At 68.4% G+C, this 21542-nt stretch carries 20 protein-coding genes; 16 read left to right on the top strand and 4 right to left on the bottom strand.

Features of this window, described 5'->3' with window-relative positions; genetic code table 11:
* Positions 1–123: 123 nt before the first annotated feature.
* The 4 genes from miaA to ggt all read left to right on the top strand — a co-directional run bounded on the left by miaA (position 124) and on the right by ggt (position 4200).
* Entirely contained in the window at positions 124–1113 is a 990-nt protein-coding gene (gene miaA / locus DIZ26_RS01150) for a tRNA (adenosine(37)-N6)-dimethylallyltransferase MiaA (RefSeq protein ID WP_198675819.1), read from the top strand.
* Positions 1100–1621, top strand: a complete 522-nt coding sequence (locus tag DIZ26_RS01145; protein ID WP_112236738.1) for a SigE family RNA polymerase sigma factor — start codon at positions 1100–1102, stop codon at positions 1619–1621. Before miaA ends, DIZ26_RS01145 begins: the two co-directional genes overlap by 14 nt.
* Before the next feature lie 3 nt (positions 1622–1624).
* Positions 1625–2299 carry a hypothetical protein gene (locus tag DIZ26_RS01140; protein WP_112236736.1) on the top strand — a complete coding sequence of 225 codons (675 nt, stop codon included), beginning with the start codon at positions 1625–1627 and terminating at the stop codon, positions 2297–2299.
* Between the two features lie 77 nt (positions 2300–2376).
* Positions 2377–4200, top strand: a complete 1824-nt coding sequence (ggt, locus tag DIZ26_RS01135) for a gamma-glutamyltransferase (RefSeq protein WP_112236734.1) — start codon at positions 2377–2379, stop codon at positions 4198–4200.
* A 61-nt stretch (positions 4201–4261) separates the two neighbouring features.
* Here the strand turns inward: ggt and DIZ26_RS01130 are convergent, their stop codons facing one another.
* Genes DIZ26_RS01130 through DIZ26_RS01120 form a run of 3 tightly spaced genes read right to left on the bottom strand, consistent with a single transcriptional unit; the run spans position 4262 to position 8111 of the window.
* Entirely contained in the window at positions 4262–5488 is a 1227-nt protein-coding gene (locus tag DIZ26_RS01130; RefSeq protein WP_112236732.1) for an FAD-dependent monooxygenase, read from the bottom strand.
* 9 nt (positions 5489–5497) lie between these two features.
* On the bottom strand, positions 5498–5785 hold the full coding sequence (locus tag DIZ26_RS01125; RefSeq protein WP_232828076.1) for a hypothetical protein: 288 nt from the start codon (positions 5783–5785) through the stop codon (positions 5498–5500).
* A 10-nt stretch (positions 5786–5795) separates the two neighbouring features.
* Positions 5796–8111, bottom strand: coding sequence for an ATP-binding protein (locus DIZ26_RS01120; RefSeq protein ID WP_112236728.1), 2316 nt, complete (start codon positions 8109–8111; stop codon positions 5796–5798).
* A gap of 186 nt (positions 8112–8297) precedes the next feature.
* On the opposite strand from DIZ26_RS01120, the gene DIZ26_RS01115 reads away from it, so the two are divergent.
* The 9 genes from DIZ26_RS01115 to DIZ26_RS01075 all read left to right on the top strand — a co-directional run bounded on the left by DIZ26_RS01115 (position 8298) and on the right by DIZ26_RS01075 (position 14690).
* On the top strand, positions 8298–8753 hold the full coding sequence (locus DIZ26_RS01115; RefSeq protein WP_112236726.1) for a carboxymuconolactone decarboxylase family protein: 456 nt from the start codon (positions 8298–8300) through the stop codon (positions 8751–8753).
* Between the two features lie 25 nt (positions 8754–8778).
* Positions 8779–9069 (top strand): hypothetical protein, encoded by a 291-nt coding sequence (locus DIZ26_RS01110; RefSeq protein ID WP_112236724.1) that lies wholly within the window; start codon positions 8779–8781, stop codon positions 9067–9069.
* A gap of 70 nt (positions 9070–9139) precedes the next feature.
* Positions 9140–9649, top strand: a complete 510-nt coding sequence (locus DIZ26_RS01105; protein WP_112236721.1) for a SigE family RNA polymerase sigma factor — start codon at positions 9140–9142, stop codon at positions 9647–9649.
* Positions 9646–10455, top strand: coding sequence for a hypothetical protein (locus DIZ26_RS01100; RefSeq protein ID WP_112236719.1), 810 nt, complete (start codon positions 9646–9648; stop codon positions 10453–10455). The genes DIZ26_RS01105 and DIZ26_RS01100 overlap by 4 nt, the downstream gene beginning before the upstream one ends.
* Positions 10456–10479: 24 nt before the next feature.
* On the top strand, positions 10480–11331 hold the full coding sequence (dapF, locus tag DIZ26_RS01095; RefSeq protein ID WP_112236718.1) for a diaminopimelate epimerase: 852 nt from the start codon (positions 10480–10482) through the stop codon (positions 11329–11331).
* Positions 11332–11415: 84 nt separating this feature from the next.
* Positions 11416–12891: a GTPase HflX gene (hflX, locus tag DIZ26_RS01090; protein WP_112236716.1), complete on the top strand. Its 1476-nt coding sequence runs from the start codon at positions 11416–11418 to the stop codon at positions 12889–12891.
* Positions 12892–12970: 79 nt separating this feature from the next.
* On the top strand, positions 12971–13657 hold the full coding sequence (locus DIZ26_RS01085; RefSeq protein WP_112236714.1) for a DUF6345 domain-containing protein: 687 nt from the start codon (positions 12971–12973) through the stop codon (positions 13655–13657).
* A gap of 1 nt (position 13658) precedes the next feature.
* Positions 13659–14375: a hypothetical protein gene (locus DIZ26_RS01080; protein ID WP_112236712.1), complete on the top strand. Its 717-nt coding sequence runs from the start codon at positions 13659–13661 to the stop codon at positions 14373–14375.
* A gap of 15 nt (positions 14376–14390) precedes the next feature.
* Positions 14391–14690, top strand: coding sequence for a hypothetical protein (locus DIZ26_RS01075; protein WP_112236710.1), 300 nt, complete (start codon positions 14391–14393; stop codon positions 14688–14690).
* 64 nt (positions 14691–14754) lie between these two features.
* Here the strand turns inward: DIZ26_RS01075 and DIZ26_RS01070 are convergent, their stop codons facing one another.
* Positions 14755–17133 carry an immune inhibitor A domain-containing protein gene (locus tag DIZ26_RS01070; protein WP_232828075.1) on the bottom strand — a complete coding sequence of 793 codons (2379 nt, stop codon included), beginning with the start codon at positions 17131–17133 and terminating at the stop codon, positions 14755–14757.
* A 223-nt stretch (positions 17134–17356) separates the two neighbouring features.
* Between DIZ26_RS01070 and macS the strand changes: the two genes are divergently transcribed.
* The 3 genes from macS to secD all read left to right on the top strand — a co-directional run bounded on the left by macS (position 17357) and on the right by secD (position 21538).
* Positions 17357–18496: a MacS family sensor histidine kinase gene (gene macS, locus DIZ26_RS01065; RefSeq protein WP_112236708.1), complete on the top strand. Its 1140-nt coding sequence runs from the start codon at positions 17357–17359 to the stop codon at positions 18494–18496.
* Entirely contained in the window at positions 18493–19134 is a 642-nt protein-coding gene (locus DIZ26_RS01060) for a response regulator (RefSeq protein WP_112236706.1), read from the top strand. The genes macS and DIZ26_RS01060 overlap by 4 nt, the downstream gene beginning before the upstream one ends.
* A gap of 106 nt (positions 19135–19240) precedes the next feature.
* Positions 19241–21538, top strand: coding sequence for a protein translocase subunit SecD (gene secD, locus DIZ26_RS01055; RefSeq protein ID WP_112236704.1), 2298 nt, complete (start codon positions 19241–19243; stop codon positions 21536–21538).
* Positions 21539–21542: the final 4 nt, after the last annotated feature.

The raw sequence follows: 21542 nt of genomic DNA, 5'->3' as shown, positions 1-21542 counted from the left end.
ACCGCACTCCTTGCCCCCGTTCCTACCGAACACACAGGGTCATCACAACCCTCTCGGGCCCGTCTTGGGCAAGAGTTCACGCCTCGTCACGTGGTTCAGGGCAGGCACTGTCACACTGGGCGGATGGTCGTGCCACTCGTCGTCGCGGTCGCCGGTCCCACAGCGGCCGGCAAATCCGACCTCTCCGTTGCCCTGTGCAAGCGATTGCGCGGTGAGGTGGTCAACGCCGACGCCATGCAGGTCTACCGCGGGATGGACGTCGGTACGGCGAAGATCACCGTCGCCGAGCGGCAGGGCATCACCCATCATCTGCTCGACATCCTCGACGTCACGCAGACCGCGACCGTCGCGGAGTTCCAGCAACTCGCCCGGGCCGCGATCGACGACTGCCTGCGGCGTCAGGTGGTGCCCGTGCTCGCCGGCGGCTCCGCGCTGTACGTCCGCGCCATCCTCGACGATTTCGCCTTCCCGGGCACCGACCCCGCAGTACGGGAGCGGCTGGAAGCCGAGCTGGCCGAGCACGGATCCGGCGAGTTGCACCGGCGTCTCGCCGAGGTGGACCCGCCCGCCGCCCAGCAGATCCTGCCGAGCAACGGCCGGCGGATCGTGCGCGCGCTGGAGGTCATCGAGATCACCGGTACGCCGTACGTCGCGACGCTGCCCGAGCACACCTACATCTACCCGGGTGCGGTTCAGGTCGGACTCGACGTACCCCGGCCGGTCCTCGACGAGCGGATCAACGCCCGGGTGGACCGGATGTTCGAGAACGGGTTCGTCGACGAGGTGCGCGATCTGCTCGGCAAGGGGCTGCTGGACGGCCGTACGGCGAATCGCGCGCTCGGGTACTCCCAGGTGATCGCGTTGCTGGCCGGTGAGCTCAGCGAGGCCGAAGCGCGCGAGCGGACTGCTCAGGCGACCAGGCGGTTCGCGAGGAGGCAGGATTCCTGGTTCCGCAAGGACCCCCGGATCACCTGGCTGGCCTACGACGATCCCGACCTGGTGGAGCGCGCGGCAACCGTCGTACGAGAGTCCGTAGTACAGGGCAACCGTTCGGCGCCGAGTGGCGTAGTTGAGGTGGAAGAAGGCCTGGGGGCTGTGGATGCGAGGGGGTGACCGCGAGGCCGAGTTCCGCGAGTACGTGCTCGCGGATCGCACCAGACTGATGCGTACGGCGATGCTGCTCACCGCGGGCGATGTGCACACCGCCGAAGATCTGGTCCAGACCGCGTGTACGAGGGTGTACGTGCACTGGCACCGGATCCGGCACGAGGGCGCGGGGCCGTATGCGCACCGCATCCTGGTCAACGCCTTCCTGGACGAGCGCCGCCGGGCCGGCCGCCACCCCGAGGTGGTGACCGCCGAGACGTTCGAACCGCGGCTGTCCGAGGAGAAGGACCAGGTGGACACGCTGGCCGTCCGGCGCGCGCTGCTCGACCTGGCGCCGCGGCAACGGGCAGTCCTGGTACTGCGGTACTTCCAGGATCTCGACGTGGCCAGTTGCGCGCGGATCCTGGAGTGCACCGAGGGGACCGTGAAGAGCCAGACGGCGAAAGCCTTGAAACGACTGAAGGATCTGATGGCCGAGGACCCGGCCGCCGATCCCGCGACCGGGAGTAGTTGAGACGTGGACGACGTGAAGTTGCTGCTGACGCGGTTCGCCGACCAGGCGGTCGACGGCCTGCCGCCGGCCGACGTGGACGCGGATGTGGCCCGTGGGCGCCGGGCGCTGTTCCGGATCCGCGCGCGCCGCCGTACCACCGGTGTGCTCTGCATCGCCGCGGTCACCACGGCCGTGTTCGGCTTCGGCAACCAGTTGAAGTGGTGGGGCGGTTCCGACAAAGAGGTGGCGACCGGTGGGGCGCCCGCCAAGGCGCCCGTGACTCCGACGTCGGCTACGCCACAGAGCGAGGAGACGATCTCGACCTTCGCCGGTGCCGCGCTGGAGCTGGTCCCGAACACCAAGCCCTGGAGCACCGTCGCGTGCACGCTGGTACCGCAGGGCTGGACTCCGAAGACCCCGATCGCCGCTGACCGCGTAGTACTGACGCCTCCGAGTGCGCGAACGTCCGACGACCAGGCCACGCTCGTACTGCGATCCGCCGCCGACGCGCAGAGTCTGTCGTCGGTGCGAGTGACGCAGGCCGGTGGCAAGGTCTTCCACATCGGGACAGCGGCCGGTCGCGAGGTCGGGCAGGTCAAACTCGGCGAGCGGTGGCTGGTGGTTCAGTTGCCCGCCGAGCACCCCGGCTGGGACGACATCTCGCTGCAGCGGTTCATGGCTTCCTGCTCAGTGTCCTGACACGGTTCGACTGGCGTTTGCGCCGCTGAGCAGGTAGGCAGGGCCTGTCCCTGTACGCCGACCCCGCGGAGGACCCGGTGACACCGAAAAGCTTGGCCGCAGCCCTGACGGCTGGCGCGCTCGTCCTGTCCGGCCTGACTGCCAGTACGGCGGTCGCCCACCGGCACGCCCCGCCGGCGAAGACGCCCACCGCGATCGGCTTCGGCGGCGCCGTCGCCTCCGTCGATGCCGACGCCACCAACATCGGCCTCTCGGTACTGCGCCGCGGCGGCAACGCGGTCGACGCGGCAGTCGCCACAGCGGCCGCGCTCGGCGTGACCGAGCCGTACTCCGCCGGTATCGGTGGCGGCGGCTACTTCGTCTACTACAGCGCCAAGAACCACAAGGTCTACACGCTCGACGGCCGCGAGACCGCACCGGCGACGATGCCGAACAACGCCTTCATCAACCCGGCGACCGGCAAGCCGTACAACTTCTTCCCCGAACTCGTCACCTCGGGCGTCTCGGTCGGAATCCCCGGCACGCTGGCGACCTGGGACTCGGCACTGCACAACTGGGGATCGCTGTCGCTCGGCAAGGCACTGCAGCCCGCCGCGAACCTGGCCGACCGCGGCTTCGTCATCGACCAGACCTTCCGCAACCAGACCCTCGACAACAAGGCCCGCTTCTCGGCGATCACGCCGACCGCCAAGCTGTACCTGCCGGGCGGAGACGCGCCGGTGGTCGGATCGGTGTTCAAGAACAAGGACCTGGCGAAGACCTACGAACTGCTGGGACGCCAGGGCCCGTCCGCCTTCTACACCGGGCCGATCGCGCATGAGATCCAGAAGGTCGTGCAGACCCCGCCGAAGGCGCCGGGTGCGACCTTGCCGGTGATGCCCGGCTATCTGACGACCGCTGACCTGGCGAAGTACAAGGTCATCAAGCGGGACCCGACGAAGGTCCACTACGACGGGCTCGACGTCTACGGGATGGCCCCGTCGTCGTCGGGTGGAACGACGGTCGGGGAGGCGCTGAACATCCTGGCGCCGCAGCACCTGTCGAGGATGTCGACCCCGCAGGCTCTGCACACGTACCTCGAGGCGTCGGCACTCGCCTTCGCCGATCGGGCTGCCTACGTGGGCGATCCGGCGTACGTGAATGTGCCGGTCAAGGAGCTGCTGTCGCGCGGCTTCGGCGCCGAGCGGTCCTGCTTGATCGATCCGCAGCACGCGTTGGTGAAGCCGTTGAAGGCTGGTTCGCCGGACGGTTCCTACTCGCCGTGCACTCCGGGTGTCGCGACGACGCAGCGGCCCGACACCGAGGGGTTGTCGACGACGCACCTGGTCACTGCCGACAAGTGGGGCAACGTGGTCTCGTACACGTTGACGATCGAGCAGACCGGCGGCAGCGGCATCCTCGTACCGGGTCGCGGCTTCCTGCTGAACAACGAGCTGACCGACTTCACCGCCGCCTACGACCCCGCCGACCCGAACCGCATCCAGCCCGGCAAGCGTCCGCGCTCCTCGATGTCGCCGACGATCGTGCTCCGTGGCGGCAAGCCGTTCCTGGCTCTCGGCTCGCCCGGTGGCTCGACGATCATCACCACGGTTCTGCAGACGCTCACCAACCGGCTGGACCGCGGGATGACGTTGCCTGAGGCAATCGCTGCACCGCGTGCATCCCAGCGCAACACGGCGACGGTGACCGCGGAGCCGCCCTTCATAGATGCCTATGGCAAGGACTTGGCGCCGTACGGCCACGTCCTCGTCCCCTCCGGCGACGCACTCACCTCCGCAGCCGAGATCGGCGCAGTCGCAGCACTCGAGTTCCTCCCCGGCGGCGGCTACCTCGCAGCAGCCGAACCCAAACGCCGAGGCGGTGGCGCCGCAGGAACCGTCCACCAACTCTGGCCGAACTGAGCCGGTACGACGGAGGAGCAGCCCGAACGCAGCTCCTCCGTCGTCGCTCGGGCTACCTGACCTACTGCTTGGCGGGCGAGGCGGTCGGGGCTGCGGAGTCCGGCACCTCCGCGTAGTCGGGCAGCTCGATGCCGTTGATCGCGCGGCCGACGAGCTCGGTGAACCATTCGCCGGCGAAGTCGGGGATTGGCTCGGCGTCTGGGCCGGGGATGGCGCGGCTGCGGGCGTTCAGCCGGCCGATCTCCTGGTTGGCCTCGACGAACGAGCGCATCCGCGCCTCGTAGCCGGCGAACCCGGCGTCGGGGTCCCACCCGGCGGCGGCCAGCTCTCCGGCCAGCAGGTAGGCGCCGACCAGGGCCAGCCCGGTGCCCTGCCCGGACATCGGCGACGAGCTGAACGCCGCGTCCCCGAGCAGCACCACCCGTCCACTCGACCAGCGGTCCATCACCACCTGGGCGACCTGGTCGAGGTAGAAGTCCGGCGTGTCGTCCAGGTGCGCGAGGATGTCCGGGGTCAACCAGCCCAGGCCCGCCATCCGCTCACGCAGCAGCACCTTCTGCGCCGCGATGTCGCGGTAGTCGACGTCGAAGTCGGCCGAGGCGAAGTAGAACATGGCCATCGCGCGGGCGGCATCCTGGATGGGCCGCAGGAGGGCGGAGCGCCCGGACTCGGGATCCTGGTACTCGAGCAGCCAGCGGTCCAGCCCGAACTCGTTGGGCACACTGTAGAAGGCCAGCACGTGTCCGAGGTGGTGGAGAAACCGCTCATGCGGCCCGAAGACCATCGCTCGCAGCGCCGAGTGCAGCCCGTCGGCCCCGACCACCAGGTCGAAGCGCCGCCGGTTGCCGCCCGCGAAGACCACGTCGACCCCGTCCGCGTCCTGGGCGAGCTCGGCGATCCGGTCGCCGAACACGTACTCGACGCCGTCGCGGGTGTCGTCGTAGAGCACCTGGGACAGGTCCCCGCGCAGGATCTCGATGTCCGCGATGAACCCGTCGCCACCGTCGTCGTCGGCGCGGAAGGTTTCCAGCACCTGCCCGTCCGCGTCCACGAGGTGCGCACCGGCCGTGTCGGTGCACGCCGCGCGCACCGCCGCGTCCAGCCCCATGCGCACGATGACCTCTTTGGCCACCCCGCGCGCGTCCACCGCCTGCCCTCCGGGGCGCAGCTCGGGAGCCCGCTCCACCACCGTCACCTCGGCCCCCCGCCTGCGCAGCCAATGGGCCAGCGCGGGCCCCGCGATGCTCGCTCCCGCCACCAACACCTTGGGTCCGCGTGAATTCGGCATGGGCGGATATTAGCGTCGGTCCGGGTCTCCGAACTGCTTCAATCGTTGAGGTGCTGAAGGCAAAGGTGCTGGTTCGACAGCCGGTTCTTCGGCTGTAGGAGAGTCCAGCCATCCGTCGTACTGCGTCAGCAACTCATCCAGTACTACGGCATCCGTAGCGGCGGGCAGGAGAACCATCCAAGGATGGTCCTCATCGTCGTCCTCGCCCTGGAAATGACCTCGGCGGAGGTTGCCGTTGAGCGCGTCGGCGACGTTCTCCGCGTCCTCGCGTTCGAAGAAGTAGGCGACCAGTTCCACGATCACAAGCCTACTGGGACACCGCGGCGAGGCCCGCCCGTGCGATCGCTGCCTCGCGCGCATAACCGGTCGACTCCGCGAGTTCCAGAGCCTGCTGGTAGATCGCGCGGGCATCGTCGGGCAGGCCGGCTGCCAAGGAAGTCTCGGCGTAGCTGTTGAGGAAGTTGACGGCCCACTGGCGTTCCGCGGATTCCTCGACCAGCTGCAGTGCTTTCCGATGGTCCGCGAGCGCTTCCTCGTAGCGTCCGGCCTCGCGCAGAGCTACGGCCAGGTAGTTGAGGCACCAAGCCTGGTTCTGTACGTGGTCGTCCTCGCGAGCCAGCCGCAACGCCTCGGTCAAATGCGCGATCGCCCGCTCCGGATCCGTCGCGCCGATCGCGGCACCGAGGGTGACCAGAGCGGTGATCGGCGGCGGCCAGTCCTCCGCATCGCTCTGCAGAGCCAGCGCCGTCCGAGCCAGGGCGGCGGCTTCGTAGAGTTGGCCGAGCTGGTACGCCGCCCAGGCCTGGAACGCCGTCGCGTGGGCGACTCCCTTCGGTTGCTGGTCCCGGTCGAAAAGCTCGGCGGCCGACCTGAACAACTCCATCGCCCGCGACGTCTCGCCGAGATCCTGGTGAAGGTAGCCCCGGCGTACCGCGAGAGAGGCCGACTCGGGCATCGTCGCCGCCGCCGATTCGTAGTACTGCAAGGCTTCCGGGAAGCGGCCGGCGCTGTAGCGGGCGAAGCCGAGATCCGCTTGCACCGCCGCGACGACTGCCGGGTCGCCAAGGCGTTCGGCCGCTGCCAACGCGTGCTCGAGCAAGCGGTTCTCGTCGGCGGACGCCGCGCGACGGAAGTAATACGGGCGGAGCAGTCGCGGCAGGCGGCTGACATGGAGATCGGACCCCACCGCCAGAGCCTCGACCAGGTTCGGATATTCCTCGTCGAACCAAGCCAGCGCGGCCTCCTGATCGGCGAACCCAGGCAACGCGTCCGGCGCGGGACAAGGCAGCGGCGTCTCGTCCGGATACGCATACCTCAGCAACTTGCCGGCTGCCGCCGCGCTGTGCAGGTAGTAATCCAGCACCCGTACTACGGCCTGCCGCTGCTCCGCCGATGATTCCTCGGCAGCAGCAAGCCGCCCGGCGAAGGCGCGCACGAGGTCGTGCAGACGATAGACGGCCGGTCGCGGTTCCTGCACCAGGTGGCTGTCGACCAGATCCTCGAGCGACTCCTGCGTAGCTGCCAGGCTGTTGCCGGTGAGCGCCGCCACGACGTACGCGTCAAAAGTTGCTCCAGGCAACAGGCCGAGCAGCCGGAAGGTTCGCCGTTGGCCGTGATCGAGTTGGCGAAGCGACATCGACAAGGCCGTGTCGACATGATCGGACCCGGTTCGCAGCCGGTCGGCCAGGACGCCGATGGTCCAGCCGGGGCGATGCCGCAGCCGCGCCGCCGACAATCTGATGGCCAACGGCAACCCGCCGCACAGCCGTAGTACCTCGGCCGTCGCCTCAGGTTCCTTCGCCACCCGGTCGCCCGGGCCGCTCGCCTGCTGGAGGAGTTCGATCCCATCGGCATCGCCGAGCACGTCCAACGACACCGGCGGTACTTGATCGAGCTCGACGAGCCGGTTGCGGCTGGTGATCAGGACAGCGCTTGCGCCGGCTCCGGGGAGCAACGGCCGGGCATGCTCGGCGTCGGCGGCATTGTCCAGCAGGACCAGCACTCGCCGCTGCGCCAACTCCGCGCGCCAGAGCGCAGCGAGCTCCTCCACCCCGGCCAGGCTGTCGGCAGTCGGAATCTCCAGCGCAGCCAGCAACATCCGCAGCGCCGCGACAGGCTCCAGCGGCTCACGGCCAGGCGTGAAACCGTGCAGATCGAGATACAGCTGACCATCGGCGTACTCCGGCGCCAGCTGATGCGCCAGATGCACCGCCAGGCAGGTCTTCCCGACGCCGGCCATCCCGTCGATCGCGACCGCCCGCGCTGCGGTCAAGCTCTGTCGCACCGCGTCGAGTTCTTCCTGCCTTCCGGTGAAATCCGCGACGTCCAGTGGGAGGTCGTTGCGGCCGGCCACCTTCGGGCGCGCTGCGGCTGGTGGCGGCGGAAGCTGGGACGCCTGCTCCCAGAGCTCGCGCAGCGGCCGGGGGTCGCGCTGCACGAGGCGGCACAACGCGACGACCGACGACCAGGGTGGCAGGCTGCGACCCGCGAAGTACCGCGACAGCGACGACGAGCTGATGCCGGTCGCACGCTCCAACTCGCGCAGGCTGCGCCCGGACAACTTCTGGATCGCCTGCAACCGCCCGGCCAGCTCGGTCCGGGGCGATTCGGCCCGCTGTGTCACGCCCCACCTTCCGCCCTGTCCCAGCCCGGGACGATCTCTTCGCTGCAGGTTAGTGCAGGTGGGAGGCCGGTCGGCTGTCCCACGGTGTCCCACCGACGTCGCCGGGACGGTGCTCCCGATGGTCCGATCGGTCCTGTTCACACCGAACGAACCGAACGAGAGACCAAGTCGAGAAGGAGCAGCACGATGCAGTCACGGATGAAGAACCCGGTCATGGTCATCACCGAAGCGATGGGTCCCGCGCAGCAACTGATGGGCGCGGCCAAGCTGGGCGGCGTACCGGACACCACCCTGGAACTGGTCCACCTGCGGGTCAGCCAGATCAACGGGTGCAGCGCCTGCGTCGACGGCGGCACGAAGACCGCCCGCAAGAACGGCGAGACCGACGACCGTCTGGGCACGGTCGCCGCGTGGCGGGAGACGTCGTACTTCACCGACGCCGAGCGGGCCGCGCTGGCGCTCGCCGAAGGCGCGACCCGGCTGGCCGACGGCGCCCGGGGAGTCTCCGACGAGGTCTGGGACGAGGCCGCCAAGTACTACGACGAGCGAGGGCTGGCCGCGCTCGTCCTGATGATCGGGGTCACCAACCTGTTCAACCGGCTCAACGCCACCACCCGCCAGATCGCCGGTGCCTGGGGCTGAGCGACGACGTCCCGAGGAGGACGCGATGACGACCACCGTACGAATGCACACCTACCGGGTCAGCCCGGATGAGCTGACCGAGTTCCTCGGCCGGCGGGCAACCCTCGTCGCCGACCTGCGGGCGGAGCACCCGGGTCTCACCCAGGTCGAGCTGATCCGCCTGGAAGACGGGACCTACCGCGACACCTGGCACTGGGACTCCTTCGAGCAGATGGCTGCCGCGTTCCCGGCGGCCGGCTCGCCGCAGGCAGTTGCCGTCCAGGCGTTTCTCACCGACGCCGATGCGCTGAACGGCGAAATCGTCGACGAGCACTGACCGGAACTTCCGTGCAACCGATCGGTGACCTGGCCTGTAGTTCAGGGTGAGATCGAGGACAGGGGCACGGATGAGCCGAGACGGTGAGTTTCTGGAGTACGTCGCCGCGCACCGCGGCCGAATGCTGCGGACCGCGCGGTTGCTGGCCGGCGGGGATCACCACTGGGCCGAGGACCTGGTCCAGACCGCGCTGACCAAGTTGTACGTGCACTGGGGCAAGGTGCGCCAGACCGAAGGCGTTTCGTCGTACGCCGATCGCATCCTGATCAACGCGTTCATCGACGAGCGCCGTCGGTTCTGGCGCTCCCGGGAGACCAGTACCGCGGAGTTCGACGACCCGCAACCCCCTCGCGGGCCGGATCACGCCGACCGATTGACGGTGCTCGACGCACTCGCCCGACTACCCCGGCGGCAACGGGCGGTGGTGGTACTCAGGTACTTCCAGGACCTCGACGTGGCCGCCGTGGCACGCGTGATGGACTGCAGCGAAGGCACCGTGAAGAGCCAGACGGCACGCGCCCTGACCAAGCTCCGAGATCTCATCGACGACCCTCTGGACACCTTGGAGCGTGCCCGATGACCAACCTCAAGAATCTCCTGGACGAGGCGGCCGGCAGCGAACCACAGCTCACCGACGCCGATCTCACCGCCGACCTGACCCGCGGCCGCCGCTCACTGCGTCGCCGCCGCATCGCAGGCATCGCGACCGCTGCCACCGGCACCGTCGCCGCCGTAGGCGTCGCCTTGTCGCTGGCACCGTCCGTCGGATCCACCGACACGGCCGCGGCCGGTGATGGGCAGCAGACCGTCACCAAGACCTGCGGACAGCTGCGAACCGACTACGGACTGAAGGTCACCGAGTCCTCGGTGGCGCACGAGATGGCAGAGATCAAACTGGAACTGCCCGGCTTCGTGGCGAAGCCGGCGGTCCGGCCGCGGGACGGCCAGACGGTGGGCACGATCACGGTCACGAACTCGGTCTGGGACATGGTGACCTTCACCGACAAGCCGACCTTCACCACCAAGGGAACGGTCCAGGTGCCGCCACCGGGTGAACATGGCTGGTCGGACGAGGCATGGAGGCAGGTGGCTCGCAACTGCCTCGACCGCAGCAACGCAGTGGCGAGCGTGAAACTCGTCGCCAGCGGCAAGCAGTTGCCGGGTGCCAAGCTGTGGTGCGACCTGAAGCCGGCCGGCTGGACCCCGGTGGTCCGGCCGCCCGCAAACGGCCAGTACCGGTTGGACTTCCTCCCGCCGGGCGGCGGCGCCCCGCTCGTCGTCAGTGCTGACGCCAAGCGGGTCAACTCCTTCACCATTCCGTCAGCGGCGAAGCTCAATTCGGGAACCCAGCACCGGTTCACGGCGTCTTGCCACCCGGTCAGGTAACGCCTGCCCCGTAGGATCAGGGGTGTGGGAGAGACTTTCAGCTGGCTCAAGGGGCACGGCACGGAGAACGACTTCGTGCTGTTGCCGGATCCCGACGGGACCGTGCACGGGGACCTGGATGCCGCGTTGGTGCGGTTCCTGTGCGATCGGCATGCCGGGATCGGGGCCGACGGTGTCCTGCGGGTGATCGAAGGGTCGAAGCAGGCGTACGTCGAGGACGGCGGCGCCTGGTTCATGGACTACTGGAACTCCGACGGGACGATCGGGGAGATGTGCGGCAACGGGATCCGGGTCTTCGCCCGGTACCTCGCCGAGGCAGGGCTGGTCGGGGACAAGCCGGTCCGGATCGGGACCAGGGCCGGGGTCAAAGAGGTCTCGTTCAACGACGACGGCACAATCACCGCGGACATGGGCGAGCCGAGCTTCCCGGGCCCGGCCGGCATCGTTGTGGAGGCGAACGGTCACCAGTGGCCGGCCCTGCACGTGAACATGGGCAACCCGCACGCCGTTGCCTTTGTCGACGATCTCCGCGAGCCCGGCGCGCTGGTGGATCCGCCGACCTGGTCCCCGGCCGAGGCCTACCCGAACGGCGTGAACGTCGAGTTCGTCGTCCGCCAAAGCCCGAACGAGGTACAGATGCGCGTGCACGAGCGCGGCTCGGGGGAGACCCGGTCGTGCGGCACCGGGACCTGTGCCGTGGCGGTGGCGTCCGCCCGGGCGGCCCGGCAGGAGGCACCGGTCACGTACAAGGTCGGCGTACCGGGGGGTGAGCTCACCGTCACGTGGCGTGAGGACAACCACGTGGAGATGACGGGGCCCGCCGTGATCCACGCTCGCGGTGAGTTTTCGCGAAGCTGGCTGCCCGCTGAGGCGTAGTACGGGGAATTCGGTACCACGTGCGGTCGTTGGACTGTTAATCGGGTCGCCTGTCCGGGCGCTCCGTGCCACGATGGAAGGTATATGACGACCCAATCGCATTCATACGAAGAAACAGATGTCGAACTCGACCTGGACCAGGGCGAGGACTCGGACTCTTCGTCGGGTTACGACAACTCGCTGAGCACCGAAGGACTCGAGCTCGAGGAACGCCAGGCGCTACGGCGCGTGGTCGGGATGTCGACCGAGCTGACCGACATCAGCGAGGTCGAGTACCGCAAACTTCTGCTGGAGCGCGTCCTGCTGGTCGGGGTGTGGACCGAAGGCAGTGCCGAGGACGCCGAGAACTCGCTCGCCGAGCTGAAGCTGCTCGCCGAGACCGCCGGTTCCGAGGTACTGGACGGCGTCATCCAGCGGCGCAAGAAGCCGGACCCCGCGACCTTCATCGGTAGCGGCAAGGTGCACGACCTGCGCGACCTGGTCGCGTCGCTCGGTGCCGACACCGTGATCGCCGACGGCGAGCTCGCGCCTGCCCAGCTGCGCAACCTGGAGGACAAGCTCAAGGTCAAGGTGGTCGACCGGACCGCGCTGATCCTGGACATCTTCGCCCAGCACGCGAAGAGCAAGGAAGGCAAGGCCCAGGTCGAACTGGCCCAGCTGCAGTACATGAAGCAGCGGCTGCGTGGTTGGGGTGGCAACCTGTCCCGCCAGGCCGGTGGCCGGGTCGGTGCGGCCGGTGGCGGTATCGGTGGCCGTGGTCCCGGTGAAACCAAGATCGAGACCGACCGGCGCCGGATCAACACCAAGATCGCCAAGCTGCGGCACGAGCTGAAGGCGCTGAAGGGCACCCGCTCGACGATGCGCCAGGAGCGCCGCCGGCACTCGATCCCGTCGGTCGCGATCGCCGGGTACACCAACGCCGGCAAGTCCTCGCTGCTGAACAAGATCACCGGTGCCGGAGTGTTGGTCGAGAACGCGCTGTTCGCGACCCTGGACCCGACCACTCGGCGTACGACGACGTCGGACGGCCGCGTCTACACGTTCACCGACACGGTGGGATTCGTCCGGCACCTGCCGCACGACATCGTCGAGGCGTTCCGCTCCACGCTGGAGGAGGTCGCCGACGCGGATCTGCTGCTGCACGTGGTGGACGGTTCGCACCCCGACCCGCTGGCCCAGATCCAGGCGGTCCGCGAGGTGCTCGCCGAGATCGGCGCGGGTGACGTCCGGGAGATCATCGTGATCAACAAGGCCGACCTGGCCGATCCGATGGCCCTGGCGCCGATCCTGCACCGGGAGCCGCACGCGATCGTGGTGTCCGCGCGGACCGGCGACGGCATCGACAAGCTGACCGCCCTGGTCGAGGCGTCGCTGCCCCAGCCGGACGTCTCGGTCGACCTGCTGCTGCCGTACGACCGCGGCGACCTGGTCTCCCGGATCCACTCCGAGGGCTCGGTCGACACCCTGGAGCACACCGGCGAAGGCACCCGCCTCGCCGCCCGGGTCCACGCCGGCCTGGCCGACGAGCTCGCGCCGTACGAGGTCAGTACTACGCACTGAGCAAGCACGATCCGAGGGCGTCGCCGAGGTCTTGGCGACGCCCCTCGCCGTGTGTCATCCTCCGCTTAGGGGTGGGGGAATGACCGTTCGTGTCGGTGTGGCCTGGTCGACGTACTTCCAGCGGCCACTGAATCAGCGGCTCCGTTACCGGCGGCTGCGTTACGCCTATCGTGCGCCCGTACTGTTCCTGCAGGGCATGCTCGGTTCGGGCGCCGACATCGAGGTGATCGACCTCGACGAGAATCTGGTCGGCGCCAGCCTCGGCCGCGGCAGCGCCGCGCAACGGGTCGACATCCTGTACGTCGCGACCCACGGGATGACCACGGCGAACGGATTCGCGCTCGGCCTGCACTCGGCCGACTGGTCGCTGCTGAGCGGTGGCTTCGGCGCCGGCGGCCCGGCGATCGTGGTCTTCGACTGCTGCAACCTCGTCGATCTGACGGTCGCGCAGTGGGACGACGTCTGGCGTACCGCACAGCTCGGGCCGCAGCTCCGGCTGATCCTCGGGTTCTCGACGCCGGCATCCGTGTCGCAACAGGCATCCATCCGCGGTACGGCGTTCGCTCGCGAGCTCGGGCTGCAGACGGTGACCGACGCCTGGTTCGCCTCGATCCAGAACACCAGTTACGTCGGCACCGACCGGCCGATCTCGATCGCGCTCGGCGACGACGATGCCGATGCGCAGTACCAGCTCGACAACCTGCGGATTGGAGCCTTGCCCGGTCCGCGAACCAGCGCCGTACCAGGCGTGGCCTGGAGGTCGTGAGATGCGCTGGCAGGAGCTCTCCGCGGGGGACGCCGGCTACTGGGCGGCCGAACAGATGTCCCGGTCCGACCCGCTGCCGACGATGGTGTTCGCTCCCGTCGAACGCCAGGTCGCCGAAGCTCGGCAGTTGCTGGCGCAGCGTGGCCTCCCCGGCGACGTACTGAGCTGGTCGGGGACGGTCCGGATGCGCAGCGAGTACGGCGAGTCGGCGTCGGAGTGGGAGGCCGCGATGGAATATCTCGCGATGACCGAGAGCTCTCGCGATTTCGATGTCGACTCCGAGGACGAGCTGCCGGGATTCGTGACGCGGCAGGTCTCGACCCGGCTGTACGAATGGCAGTCGATCGGCCCCGGCGGACGGGTGACGGCGTACGACCTGCCGCACGCGCATTTCGTCGACGTGACGGTGAGGCCGCTGGTCACCCGGATCCGGGGCGGCCGCTGGCGCCCTCCCGAGCAGGTGGAGACCGCCGTCCGGGCGATGGTCGGACCGGCCCGGGACTACCGGCTCCGGGCAGTCTTCGGGTACCCCGAACCGTCGGCGTACGAGGCGGCGAACCTCGTCCGGCCCGCCTTCGTCTTCGTGCTCGACGGACCCTCGGACGGCGAGGGACCGAGGTGGCGCGTCGGTATCGCCGTACCGGCGACCTTCGGCGGTGAGGGCGATGCCGAGCCGGATGACGACGGCGGCGACATGGATTCCGACTGGTGCGTGTGACGTGGGGAGGCTCGGATGAACGACTGGGTGGTGTACTTCGGTATCGCGCTGGGTGTGCTGGTGGCGGTGCTGTACCCGGTTCTGAAGGGGTACATCCAGAAGGACTTCGGGCCGACCGCGGCACCGGGGCTGCCGCCGTGGGTGGCGAAGTACGCGCGGCTGTTCGTGTTCTGCTTGCTGTCGGCCCTGATCGTGATGGCGGTGTTCCGGGCGGCGAAGCCGGACGTGAAGATCACCTTCTGGGTCGCGATCGTGATGGGCTTCGGCTACGAGGCGACCGTGGAGAAGGTGTTTCCGAGCCTGACGAAGTTCTGAGTCCGGACAGGCCGGCGGCCCTGGGAGTTGCTCCCAGGGCCGCCGGTTTTTGTTGCTCAGGGCATTAGCTGCGCTTCGAGACCTTGACGGTCATCGAGGTGCCGCTCTGACCGGTGACCTTGATGTTGACCCCGTTGTTCGGGATCTTCACACCGGCACTCGGAAGCTCCGGGTACCAGTAGGTCTTGCTGTCGTTGAACGTCGGCACCGCTGCCTGGCCACGGATGTAGCTGGGCTGGCCGTTGAAGTGCAGCGTGAACGAGTCAGCCTTGGTGAGCCCGAACGGAGCGTCGTAGCCGCTGACGCGCGGGCGCCAGACGGTTCCGTCGATCCGGTTGATCGGGACCGGCCGCGAGTCGATCGGCAGCGCACGGCCCGAACCCGGGTGCACGCTGGTGTTGTTGTCCGGCGTCGAGGTGTCGACGTACCAGATCAGCAGACCCGGCTGGTACGGGAAGTGCTCGACCTTGTCCGGCTGGGTGTTCAGGAAGCCGAAGTTGTACGGGCCGGTCTTGAGGTTCGCGTCGTACGAGATGTGGTTCACGTTCGTCGCGATGTAGTAGTTGTCGTACAGCGTGGTGATGCTGCCGCCGACGGAGGTGAAGCCGTTCAGCGTCCAGCCCTCGGGTGACGTCTCCGCACCCGAGTCGACCACCGTGGTGGTGCCCGAGGTGACCTTGAGGTCGTCGACGAAGAAGCCCTTGCCGCCGGCCGCCGTGTCGGTCACGTAGTGCAGCTGCAGGCCGATCGTCTTGCCCGCGTAGGCGGACAGGTCGAAGGTGGCCGGGACCCAGCCGGCGCTGGTGCCGTCGATGCCGTTGCCCTCGGCCGCCTTGGTGATGCTGCCGGGGATCGCCTTGTAGCCGGTGCCGTCGTTGACCTCGACGTAGGCGTAGTCACACGGGTCCGGACCGCAGTCCTCGATGTCGTAGTTCGCCTGGAAGGTGAGGCTGGCCGAGCCGGCCGGCAGGGTGACCTGACGGCTCATCGAACGGTCGAGGTTGTTGCCCTGCCCGCTCCACCACTGCTTGCTGCCGACCGGGGGAGTGACCAGCGGACTGACCACCTGCTTCTTCGGCAGCGTGACCACCAGGCCCTGGGCCTTGGCGGTGTTGTACTCGAACGGGCCGAGCTCGACGGTCCGGTTCTGGCCGGAGTTCACGATCTCGTAGTCCAGCCAGCCGAGGAACATCTTGTCCCAGGCGCCGAAGTCGGCCGCCTGCTCGCCGATGCCGCCGTCGGTGGGCTTGCTGACCCGGCTCTGCGCCATGATCGTCCACCAGTTGACGCCGTTCTCGCCGCCGGCCGTGTCGTACTGGTCCGGCAGGCCGAGGTCGTGGCCGTACTCGTGCGCGAAGACGCTGATGCCGCCGTTCTCCGGCTGCACCGTGTAGTCGCCGACCCACATGCCGGTGTTGCCGATCTGGGCGCCACCGATCGGGAAGTTCGCCGGGCCACCCGGGGTCTGGACGCGCCAGCGGTGCGACCAGATCGCGTCCTCACCCTGCTGCGGGTCACCATCGGCCTGGTCGCCACCGGAGTGGACGATCTGGAAGTGGTCGATGTAACCGTCGGGCTCGTTGAAGTTGCCGTCACCGTCGTAGTCGTAGCGGTCCCACTGGTCGTACGTCGCCAGGTCGGCCTTGATCTGCGCGTCGGTCTGACCCTTGGCCTGCTGGTCCACAACCCACTGGTTCACGGCGTCCTGGACCAGGGCCCAGGTGTTGTTGCAGACGTTGCCGGCGCACGGGAAGCCGTTCGACCGGCCGTAACGGGCCTCGTTGTAGGGCACCTTCACCCAGTCGCTGACCTCGCCGTTGACCGAGTAGCGGCCGGAGGACTGCTTCTCGTAGTACTTCTTCACCGAGTTGCCGTTGCCGAAGTACAGGTCGCGGTAGTGCTGCGCCGAGTAGTCGGGCTGCCAGACGGTCGAGTTGTCCACCGCCCGGTTCGGGGCCGGGATCGCGTTGTGCAGCGGGCCGTCGAAGGTGGCCGGACCGGGCGTCGCCGGGTCGGTGTCCTGGTCGGGGTAGCTCGGGTGCCGCTGGTTGCCGAACTCGGCCAGGATGACGAAGATCTTGTCGGTCTTCTCCCGCGACAGCTCGACGTACTGGTCGACCTTGCCCTGGGCGTTCGTGACGCCGTCGGAACCCTTCGCCTTGGTGCCCAGCTTCATCACCGTGCTGGCGCCGCGCTTCTCGGCCTTACCGGTGCCGTTCAGGAGCTTGGTGATCGCTTCCTGACGCAGATCCCGGCGCTTGTCCTCCAGCGGGTTCGGCAGCTCGTCAGAGGCCGGTGCCTCGCTGGCGTTCGTGGTGCCGCCCGAGAGCGGCTGCTGTGTGACGGCGTTCCCGGCCTGGTTCATGCTCAGACCGAAGGTCGCCGCAATAGCCAGGCTGACCAGCCCGACAGTTACCTTGCGCACGTTTCCCTCCCAGCTCATGAAAATCCACTCCGTCAGGTGGTTACGGAGTGTGCATACTGCTCCCCCGAGCGTGTACTTCTGCGCGACAGTACGGGGAAAAAGCGGGTTGATGAAGTGGTTCGGCGGAATTTCCCAGGTAACTGCGGGGAATCATGCGCGCACAGACCTGAGTAAGACCACTCAGTCGAGTGGAGTACCTGCACGCAGCGTCAGGGACCGGCTGGTTGGCACACTGTCCGGCATGGAGGATGTCCGGTCGCGTGGTGACACCGCGGACCTGCTGTTACCGCTTTGGCGTGCGCTGATCGTATTCCGGGTGATCACCTGGTTCTTCGCCTGTTTCGGGGTGTGGACCCGCTGGGACGGCATCCACCGGCACTCCGGAGCGGTCGTCCAACTCGCGATCATGGGCCTGTGGACCGTTGTCGCCTCCATCGGCTACAGCAGGCATTGGGGCCGCCGGAACACCCGGCTGGCCCTCGCGGACCTGGTGGTGACGGTCGGCTGCATGTACGCGACCCTGCTGGCCCAGCCGCTGTTGGACATTCGCGGCGGAGCCTCCGTGCTCACGTCCGTCTGGGCAGCGGGTCCGGTGATCGCACTGGGCATCTCCCGCGGCCGCGACGGTGGCCTGCTCGGCGCCGCGACCATCAGCCTCGCTCTGTTGTCCTTGCGTGGCGTCGATCACGCATCGAAGATCCTCAGCAACGTCCAGCTGCTCCTGGTGTCCGGACTCGTCGTCGGGTACGCAGCGACCACCATGCGCCGCGCCAACGCCCGGCTGCGCGAAGCGATTGCCGCCGAGAGCGCCGCGGCCGAACGGCTCCGCCTGGGCCGGTCGATCCACGACGGAGTACTGCAGGTGCTTGCCCAGGTGCAACGACGCGGTACTGCGATCGGCGGCGAGGCAGCCGAACTCGCGGCCCTCGCTGCCGAGCAGGAGGTCGCACTGCGCGCGCTGATGGCCTCCCGGCCGCTCAACGGCGACCGCGGCCGGATAGACCTGTGCATGCTGCTGATCCCGTTGGCCACGACGCGGGTGGACGTCGTCGTACCGGCAGGGCAGGTGTTGTTGCCCACGGCCACTGCCACCGAACTCGTTGCCGTCGTCAAGGAAGCTCTGAGCAACGTGGACAAGCACGCCGGGCCGCACGCGCGCTGTTGGGTGGTCGTCGAGGACCTCGGTGACGAGGTACTGCTGTCCGTCCGCGACGATGGAACCGGGACGACACCCGACCGGCTCGTACAGGCCAGGTCCGACGGGCATCTCGGTGTGAGCCAGTCGATCCGCGGCCGGATCGCCGATCTGGGCGGCAGTGTCTCGGTCCGGACCGCTCCCGGCGAGGGGACCGAGTGGGAGATGAGAGTGAGCAGCAGATGACGCGGGTGATGATCGTCGACGACCACCCGATGTGGCGCGAGGGCGTCGCCCGGGACCTCGGTAGCCGCGGGTACGACGTCTGCGCGACCGCCGCCGACGTCTCGAGTGCAATCCGGATCGCGCTGGCGACCCGGCCGGACGTGGTGGTGATGGATCTGCAGCTGGGCGAGGGATCCGGCGTCGATGCGACCCGGGAGATCACTGCTGCGCTGCCGGACACCAGGGTGCTCGTGTTGTCGGCCAGCGCCGAGCAGGCCGACGTACTGGCTGCAGTGAAGAACGGTGCGTCCGGCTATCTGGTGAAGTCTGCGTCGCTGGACGAGTTCGACGACGCAGTACGGCGTACTGCTGAGGGGGACGCCGTCTTTAGTGCTGGGCTGGCCGGGTTGCTGCTGGGGGAGTACCGGCGGCTCGGAGCAGGACCGGAAGTGCCTCAGCTCACCGAGCGCGAGACCGAGGTACTACGACTCGTCGCGCGCGGCCTGACTGCCCGCCAGATCGCGACCCGATTGGTGCTGTCCCACCGGACCGTCGAGAACCACGTGCAGAACACACTGCGCAAACTGCAGCTTCACAACCGTGCCGAACTCGTGCGCTACGCCATCGAACACGGCATCGACTCCGCCGAAGAGGCTTAGGCCGTAGCGGCCTTGTGTTGCTCCATACACTGTGCGTTCCACTCCCAGTGATCTGCTCTGAGTCACGACACCCCTACCCAGGGTGCCCACCTCCCGGAGGCTGTCAGTGAAACGCTCGTCCCTCGTCCGAGCGCTGTTCGCGTTCCTCGTCCTGGCCGCGTCCGGCTACGTGGTGACGACCGCGAAGCCACAACTCGGCCTGGACCTGCGCGGCGGCACCCAGATCGTGCTGGAGACCAGCGACTCGCCGACGGTCAAGGCCGGCAAGGAGACCACGGACAAGGCCCTCGAGGTACTGCGACGCCGGATCGACGCGCTCGGGGTCAGCGAGCCGAGCGTCACCCGGCAGGGCGACAAGCGGATCATCGTCGAGCTACCGGGTGTCCAGGATCCCCGCGAGGCCGCGAAGGTGATCGGCAAGACCGCGCAGTTGACCTTCCACGAAGTGCTCGACCACGTGGCGGCCAAGCCGGCCAAGCCGGCGGCGGGCGACCTCTACCTGCCCGACGATTCGGGCGGCGGCTTCTTGAAGTTGGCGAAGCCCGCGATGACGGGTGAGAAGGTCGGCGGTGCCGACGGGCTGTTCGACACCCAGCAGGCTTCCGGCTGGTTCGTCCAGCTGGACTTCAAGGACGACGGCGGCAAGATCTGGGCGAACATCACCGGCAAGGCGGCCTGCGAGCCTGTCGGTACACCGGCGCGGCGGGTCGCGATCGTGCTCGACAACGAGGTGATCACCGCCCCGCAGGTCGACCCGAACGGCGGCAGCCAGCTCTGCAACATCGGCATCGCGGGCGGCACCAGCACGATCTCCGGTTCCTTCACCGAGGACGAGGCCAAGGACCTGGCCGCGTTGATCGAGGGCGGCTCGCTGCCGGTGCCGGTGCACGTCGTCGACCAGCGGACGGTCGGCCCGTCGCTCGGCAAGGACGCGATCCAGGCGAGCGCGCTGGCCGGCGCGATCGGGATCGGGCTCACCGCGCTCTTCATCATCTTCGTGTACCGGTTGGTCGGCCTGATGGCCGTGCTCGGCCTGATCGCCTACTCGGGAATGTCGTACGCCGCGTTGACCGCGCTCGGGGCGACGCTGACCTTGCCCGGCCTGGCCGGGTTCGTGCTCGCCATCGGGATGGCGGTGGACGCGAACGTCCTTGTTTTCGAGCGCGCTCGTGAGGACTACATCGCGGGCCGCACCGACGGCCTGAGGAGATCTCTGCGCAGCGGCTTCCAGAACGCGTTGTCGGCGATCGCGGACTCCAACATCACCACGTTGCTTGCCGCCGGGCTGCTGTTCTTCCTGGCCGCCGGACCGGTGCGCGGCTTCGGGGTGACGCTCAGCATCGGCGTACTGGCTTCGATGCTGTCCGCGCTGGTGGTCACGCGGGTGCTCGCGGAGTTCCTCGTGTCGCGGAAGTTCGTTCTGCGGCGACCGGCGCTCAGCGGGATCGCAGGTCACGGTCGCGTGCGCACCTGGCTCGAGACGCGTCGCCCACCGCTGATGAAGCACAGCCGGCGGTGGCTCGTCATCACGGCTGTCGCGATCGTCGTCAGCATCGCGGGTGTGGGGATTCGGGGGCTGAACCTGGGCGTCGAGTTCACCGGTGGGCGGCTGCTCGAGGTGAGCACGGCGCAGCGGATCACGCCGGATCAGGCGCGGGCCGCGGTGGCCGAGGCTGGTTACCCGACGGCCGTCGTACAGGCCTCTGGTGCCGACGACATCACTGTGCGGACCGGCACGATCAGCGATGACGAGGCCGAGAAGATCCGCGAGTCGCTGTCCCGGATCGGTGGCAGCGCGGACGTGATCCGCAACGAGAGCATCGGGCCGTCGCTGGGCAACGAACTGCGCAACAAGGCGCTGATCGCACTAGGGGTCGCGTTGCTGGCGCAGTTGGCGTATCTCGCGGTGCGCTTCCGGTGGACGTTCGGCGCCGGCGCCGTACTGGCTCTGCTGCAGAACGTGGCGGTGGTGGTCGGCGTGTTCGCGTGGACCGGCAAGCCGGTGGACGGGATCTTCCTGGCCGCGTTGCTGACGATCATCGGGTACACGGTCAACGACTCGGTCGTCGTCTTCGACCGCATCCGCGAGACCCGCAACGCCCGCTCGACCGAGAACCTCGGCCCGGTCGTCGACACCGCCATCGTCAACGTGCTGCCCCGGACGATCAACACCGGCATCAGCACGCTCTTCATCCTGGCCGCCCTGCTCTTCCTGGGCGGCGACTCCCTGGACGACTTCGCTCTCGCGCTCCTCCTGGGCATCCTCGTAGGCACCTATTCCTCCAACCTGACCGCAGCCCCACTGCTGGTGGAGTTGGAAAGGCGCTACCCAGCTCCGGCGCCCCGCCCGAAGACCAAACAACGCGACCGCGACTCCGAACCCGACCGCGGCGCCGTCGTCTGACCCC

This window comes from Kribbella monticola (assembly GCF_003261635.1).
In the GTDB taxonomy this organism is placed as follows: Bacteria; Actinomycetota; Actinomycetes; order Propionibacteriales; family Kribbellaceae; genus Kribbella; species Kribbella monticola.
The sequence above is the reverse complement of the archived record's forward strand: the minus strand, read 5'-3'. Positions and strand labels throughout refer to the sequence as shown.

What these genes read in the sequence shown, in the direction of transcription:
- miaA (WP_198675819.1), top strand. Translation starts at nt 124, where the DNA reads ATGGTCGTGCCACTCGTCGTCGCGGTCGCCGGTCCCACAGCGGCCGGC.
- DIZ26_RS01145 (WP_112236738.1), top strand. Translation starts at nt 1,100, where the DNA reads ATGCGAGGGGGTGACCGCGAGGCCGAGTTCCGCGAGTACGTGCTCGCG.
- DIZ26_RS01130 (WP_112236732.1), bottom strand. Translation starts at nt 5,488, where the DNA reads ATGCCGAATTCACGCGGACCCAAGGTGTTGGTGGCGGGAGCGAGCATC.
- DIZ26_RS01115 (WP_112236726.1), top strand. Translation starts at nt 8,298, where the DNA reads ATGCAGTCACGGATGAAGAACCCGGTCATGGTCATCACCGAAGCGATG.
- DIZ26_RS01110 (WP_112236724.1), top strand. Translation starts at nt 8,779, where the DNA reads ATGACGACCACCGTACGAATGCACACCTACCGGGTCAGCCCGGATGAG.
- DIZ26_RS01105 (WP_112236721.1), top strand. Translation starts at nt 9,140, where the DNA reads ATGAGCCGAGACGGTGAGTTTCTGGAGTACGTCGCCGCGCACCGCGGC.
- DIZ26_RS01100 (WP_112236719.1), top strand. Translation starts at nt 9,646, where the DNA reads ATGACCAACCTCAAGAATCTCCTGGACGAGGCGGCCGGCAGCGAACCA.
- hflX (WP_112236716.1), top strand. Translation starts at nt 11,416, where the DNA reads ATGACGACCCAATCGCATTCATACGAAGAAACAGATGTCGAACTCGAC.
- DIZ26_RS01085 (WP_112236714.1), top strand. Translation starts at nt 12,971, where the DNA reads ATGACCGTTCGTGTCGGTGTGGCCTGGTCGACGTACTTCCAGCGGCCA.
- DIZ26_RS01080 (WP_112236712.1), top strand. Translation starts at nt 13,659, where the DNA reads ATGCGCTGGCAGGAGCTCTCCGCGGGGGACGCCGGCTACTGGGCGGCC.
- DIZ26_RS01075 (WP_112236710.1), top strand. Translation starts at nt 14,391, where the DNA reads ATGAACGACTGGGTGGTGTACTTCGGTATCGCGCTGGGTGTGCTGGTG.
- DIZ26_RS01070 (WP_232828075.1), bottom strand. Translation starts at nt 17,133, where the DNA reads ATGAGCTGGGAGGGAAACGTGCGCAAGGTAACTGTCGGGCTGGTCAGC.
- macS (WP_112236708.1), top strand. Translation starts at nt 17,357, where the DNA reads ATGGAGGATGTCCGGTCGCGTGGTGACACCGCGGACCTGCTGTTACCG.
- DIZ26_RS01060 (WP_112236706.1), top strand. Translation starts at nt 18,493, where the DNA reads ATGACGCGGGTGATGATCGTCGACGACCACCCGATGTGGCGCGAGGGC.